The sequence below is a fragment of the Citrobacter sp. wls826 genome (genome assembly GCF_005281245.1).
In the GTDB taxonomy this organism is placed as follows: Bacteria; Pseudomonadota; Gammaproteobacteria; order Enterobacterales; family Enterobacteriaceae; genus Citrobacter; species Citrobacter braakii.
The window spans coordinates 1-4,612 of sequence record NZ_SZWS01000060.1 but is presented as its reverse complement, the minus strand read 5'-3'; the positions used below and the strand labels follow the sequence as shown (position 1 = coordinate 4,612).

Sequence of the window (4,612 nt, the reverse complement as noted above, 5' to 3'; positions counted from 1 at the left end):
AGGACACGGGGATTTTCAATCCCCTGCTCTACCGACTGAGCTATCCGGGCAACGGGGCGCATTAAACCGTATTCACGTCTGCCAGTCAATCAAATTTCGGGAAAAGATGTTCAACCGCTTAATATTGCGGCAATCTGTGCGATTATGCCTGAAGTTTGCACAAAACTTCCAGGCAATTTACCTATCTGACCTTCTATATGAGCAAAGGCTGACGAAAAGGTTACGCGGCCTGTATTACTCCCGCACACTACCGCAAGTTGTGCACAAACCTTTCCGACGTTTCCAGTAACTAACGGTGCAATTGCTGCGGCAGGACCCGCTGGTGAGTCGGGCAATGAGTTGGGCGGGCGTTTAACAGAGTATTTCGCACCACCGTGGCGATGGTGCGTTTTTGTTTACTCATTTCGGCCTGGCGGGCATGCTTGCTTAGGTCAGCGCACCGCCCATACGGCACTGAGCAAAGCGCAGGATATCTTCAGCCAGGCGGTGTGCCGTTTCGACATCAGCATGGCTACGATTCACCAGCATGCGGCTCAGACAGCCCTCCAGCACCAGTTCCATCTGTTTGGCGACCATTGCAGGGTCGTCAACTTCCAGCGTCGTCAGCAGCTCATGGGTGAAGTCATGTGCTGCCTTTTTTTGCTGATCGGCTAACTGATGGATCGGATGCCCAGGATCGGGGTAAAACGTACAGGCGGCGATAAACAGGCAGCCTGGATAGCGATTATTGCTCACGCATTCGGACAGCGCGGTGTAGCGTGCCAGTAATTTCTGTTCAGCGCTCAGGGTGTCATCCAGCAAAAGTTGACGCCGCCAGATATCCACCCGCTGGCTGAGGTAACGTAACGCATCGTACAGAATGGCCTCTTTGTCGGGCCAAAAGCGTTGTAGTTCATCAAGAGGATAATCGATACGTTCGGCCACCATTTCCAGTGTGGTATTGGCTATCCCTTGAACCTCAAGTAATTTCAGGGCTTCTCCCAGGACATCTTCACGTTGCACGGTATTCTCCTCCGTATTTCCTGTTGCAAGTGTCGCTCACGGTTGGCGATCGCGCAAATGTGCGCTGAAGGTCGCGGCATCCATAAAGCCGGTTACCCGAGCCTCCGGATGCTCTTTCCCCTCGGCGTCAAAGAACAAAATAGTCGGCAAACCTAAAACCTGTAGATGTTTCAGCAGAGCGACATCCTGGGCATTATTTGCAGTCACATCCGCCTGCAAAAGCACCGTGTCGCCTAGCGCTTGCTGAACCTGCTGATTGCTAAACGTATACTTCTCAAACTCCTTACAGGCCACGCACCAGTCAGCATACAGATCCAACATCACGGGCTTGCCTTTAGCTTGTGCCAGCGCCTGATTTAGCGCATCCACCGAAGCCACAGGCGTGAAGTTAAGGTGTGTCTGGGTTTGAGCATGCGGCACGCCGAACGCCCAGTCCTGCAATGGCCGAACGGTTACCAGCGCTGCAGCTAACAGGATAATCTGCCCGATGCGCATCCAGGCGTGCTTTGCCTGCAGGCTGGTGATAAATGCCCAGCTAAAGAATGCGACGCCCAACAGCGACCACAGGCGAACGCCCCAGTCGTCGCCAATGATGCGTTCGAGTAAGAAGACGGGGAGCGCCAGAATGACAAAGCCAAAAGCGGTTTTGACATGTTCCATCCATGGGCCGCTTTTAGGTAACAGACGATTACCGAATACGGTAATTAGCATCAGAGGTAATCCCATCCCCAGCGCGTACAGATACAGCGTGCCGCCTCCCAGCCACATGTTCCCGCTCTGAGCGATATACAGCAAAATCGCGCTTAGCGGGGCCGTTGTACAAGGAGAACAGATGAGGCCGGCAATCGCCCCCATCGCAAAGACGCTACCGGGGGAACCGCCTTGCTGACGGTTACTCAACAATGTAAGGCGTGTTTGCAGCGATGAAGGGAGCTGCAGCGTGAACAAGCCAAACATTGAAAGGGCCAGCAGCGTAAAGACGACGGCAAGGCCAATCAGGACGTAAGGATGCTGTAGCGCAGCCTGGAACTGCAATCCAGCGGCGGCAACAACCAGACCCAGCGCGGTATAAGTGAGCGCCATTCCCTGGACGTAGATAAACGTCAGCAGCAGCGCGCGTCCGGTTGATAAGCGTTGTTTGCCGCCCAGCACGATACCGGAAATCAGCGGATACATCGGCAATACGCAAGGTGTAAACGCGATGCCAATTCCGATTAGCAATGCCCACAGCGCAGAGAAGGGAAGCTGGGTTGCGGGTTGTGGTCTCTCTTGCAAAGTATCGGTGGCAGGAACTGGCGCAGGTGTCGCCCTGGTATCGGCAGACACTTCACTTAATGGCACCGTTTTAGTTTCAGGCGGATAGCAAAAACCGGCGTCGGCACAGCCCTGGTATGTGACCGTTAATGTTGCGCCAGATTTAGCCTGATTGACCGTGACCGGGATAGTCAATTGTTTACGGTAAATCTCACTTTTGCCATAAAACTCATCTTCATGCCAGACGCCTGGCGGTAGTTTTACCTCGGCGATATCGGCCTGAGATGGCGTAATGCTTATCTGTTTGCGATACAGATAGTAGCCATCTTTAACCTGCCATGAGAGGTTCAGATCGTGTTGGTTTTGCTGAAAATCAAAAACAAACGCCCGATCGGCAGGAACAAACTGCGAGCGGCCAGGCGCGTCAAATAATCCGGCAAAGGTAGATGTGCTGCACAGCAGCAGGATCAGCGTAAGGATGCGTTGAGCCATGAGCGGTAATCAAAGTCTCCGTGAGTGACGGGTAAAACCAGAAGTTCAGGCGTTTGGTATGGATGATGTGACTTCAGGCAATCGAGAAGGGCTTGCTGGTGTGTGACGGTGGTTTTTAAAATCATCTGGACTTCATATTCCTGCTCCAGCTTACCTTCCCAATAATAGAGGGAGGTCGCGCCAGGCAGCAGCGTCACGCAGGCAGCCAGCTTTTCCGCCAGCACTTTGGCGGCCAGATCCTGGGCGGTTGCTTCATCCGGGGCGGTACAGAGCACCACAACGGTATCGGGGATGGAAATATCCTGACTCTTTACATCAAGCATAAACACCTCGAAAGAACAGAGTAACCAGCTAAAGAGTGGTCACTATACAACGGACGAGGGAAGGATGTTAGTTAAAGCGGGATGATGAGGAGGAGGAACTGCAGGGCGCGAAGGCACCCTGCAGTAAAGTCTTACAGCATGAAGCTGCCCAGCAAGAAGCCGAAGCAGACAGCCAAAAGCACGCCCAGAGTACCCGGGATGAAGAACGGATGGTTAAAGACGAATTTACCGATGCGGGTTGTACCGGTGTCATCCATCTGCACCGCCGCAACCAGAGTTGGGTAGGTTGGCAGAATGAACAGGCCAGAAACAGCTGCGAAAGACGCAACAGCAGTCAGTGGGGAAACGTTCAGAGCCAGAGCCATCGGCATCAGTGCTTTAGCGGTTGCAGCCTGAGAGTACAGCAGCGCAGAAGCAAAGAAGAAGATGACAGCCAGCAACCACGGATGACCCTGAATTACGCTACCTGCAGTATCTTTGATCCAGTCAATGTTGTGAGATACGAAGGTATCACCCAGCCATGCAACACCCAGGATACAAATACAGGCGCTCATACCCGCTTTAAAGGTGCTGGAGTTCAGGATGGAGTCAGTTTCAACGCGGCAGACGATCGTAGTCAGCGTCGCGACGCTCAGCATGATGATCAGGATTGCGTTGGTGGTGTTCATCAGCGGTTTAGCAACCAGGCCGAGGCTTGGGCTGTTGATGATGGCGTATACAACTACGCAAATCACGCCCAGCAGGAACAACCAAACGGAGGTTTTCGCGCCAGCTTTGATTTCAACTTGTCTTTCACCACGCAGTTCAACCAAACCTTCTTCCAGACGCTTACGATAAATCGGGTCGTCAGACAGTTTGGAGTTGAACAGCATTGTTACCAGGAAGGACATCACCAGAACGGCCAGCAGAGTGGACGGAATGACCACGGACAGCAGGTGAATGTAGCTGATGCCATGACCTTCCATTACGGAAGACATGTAAACCACGGCTGCGGAGATTGGCGACGCCGTAATCGCAATCTGTGCAGAAACCACTGCGGTAGAGAGCGGACGGCAAGGTTTGATACCTTGTTCCTTCGCGACTTCAGCGATAACCGGCAGAGTTGCCAGAGAGATGTTGCCGGTACCGGCAAAGATAGTCAGGAAATAGGTCACGATTGGTGCAAGGATCGTGATGTATTTCGGGTTTTTACGCAGCAGTTTTTCAGTTTGATGAACCAGATAGTCCAGACCACCGGCAATCTGCATGGCAGAGATGGCAGCGATAACCGCCATGATAATGGAAATAACATCGAACGGAATATTACCCGGTTTTACGCCAATAGCGGCAAGAACCAGAACACCCAGCCCACCTGCAAATCCAATACCGATACCCCCAAGTCTGGCACCTAAAAAGATTGCCAGCAAAACGATGATAAGTTCTAAAACTATCATATTAGCCTTCCTTGTTGTTTAACAAGTTGATATTAAATTGTTGTTTTTAAGTAACTTCGAGTAAGAAAAAAGGCACGTCATCATGACGTGCCTTCTCCGGTACTACCC

At 52.3% G+C, this 4,612-nt stretch carries 4 protein-coding genes and 1 pseudogene; 1 reads left to right on the top strand and 4 read right to left on the bottom strand.

What is annotated here, in order from left to right; genetic code table 11:
• Positions 1-338: 338 nt before the first annotated feature.
• Positions 339-425 (top strand): annotated as a pseudogene (locus FDW87_RS23330) (LysE family translocator); the annotation flags it as partial.
• Between the two features lies 1 nt (position 426).
• Here FDW87_RS23330 and FDW87_RS17390 read toward each other — a convergent pair.
• The 4 genes from FDW87_RS17390 to dcuA form a co-directional block, all read right to left on the bottom strand.
• Positions 427-1,002: a transcriptional regulator gene (locus FDW87_RS17390; protein ID WP_008785982.1), complete on the bottom strand. Its 576-nt coding sequence runs from the start codon at positions 1,000-1,002 to the stop codon at positions 427-429.
• A gap of 36 nt (positions 1,003-1,038) precedes the next feature.
• Positions 1,039-2,748 carry a protein-disulfide reductase DsbD gene (locus FDW87_RS17385; protein ID WP_049041671.1) on the bottom strand — a complete coding sequence of 570 codons (1,710 nt, stop codon included), beginning with the start codon at positions 2,746-2,748 and terminating at the stop codon, positions 1,039-1,041.
• A complete protein-coding gene (gene cutA, locus FDW87_RS17380) occupies positions 2,724-3,071 on the bottom strand; it encodes a divalent cation tolerance protein CutA (RefSeq protein ID WP_003025447.1) in 348 nt (115 codons plus the stop codon). The genes FDW87_RS17385 and cutA overlap by 25 nt, the downstream gene beginning before the upstream one ends.
• A 131-nt stretch (positions 3,072-3,202) precedes the next feature.
• The gene (dcuA, locus tag FDW87_RS17375; protein ID WP_016151387.1) at positions 3,203-4,504 is read right to left on the bottom strand and encodes an anaerobic C4-dicarboxylate transporter DcuA; all 1,302 of its coding nucleotides are present in this window, start codon (positions 4,502-4,504) and stop codon (positions 3,203-3,205) included.
• Between the last annotated feature and the right edge of the window lie 108 nt (positions 4,505-4,612).

Coding starts and splice junctions, on each gene's coding strand:
- cutA (WP_003025447.1), bottom strand. CDS start 3,071: ATGCTTGATGTAAAGAGTCAGGATATTTCCATCCCCGATACCGTTGTG.
- FDW87_RS17385 (WP_049041671.1), bottom strand. CDS start 2,748: ATGGCTCAACGCATCCTTACGCTGATCCTGCTGCTGTGCAGCACATCT.
- dcuA (WP_016151387.1), bottom strand. CDS start 4,504: ATGATAGTTTTAGAACTTATCATCGTTTTGCTGGCAATCTTTTTAGGT.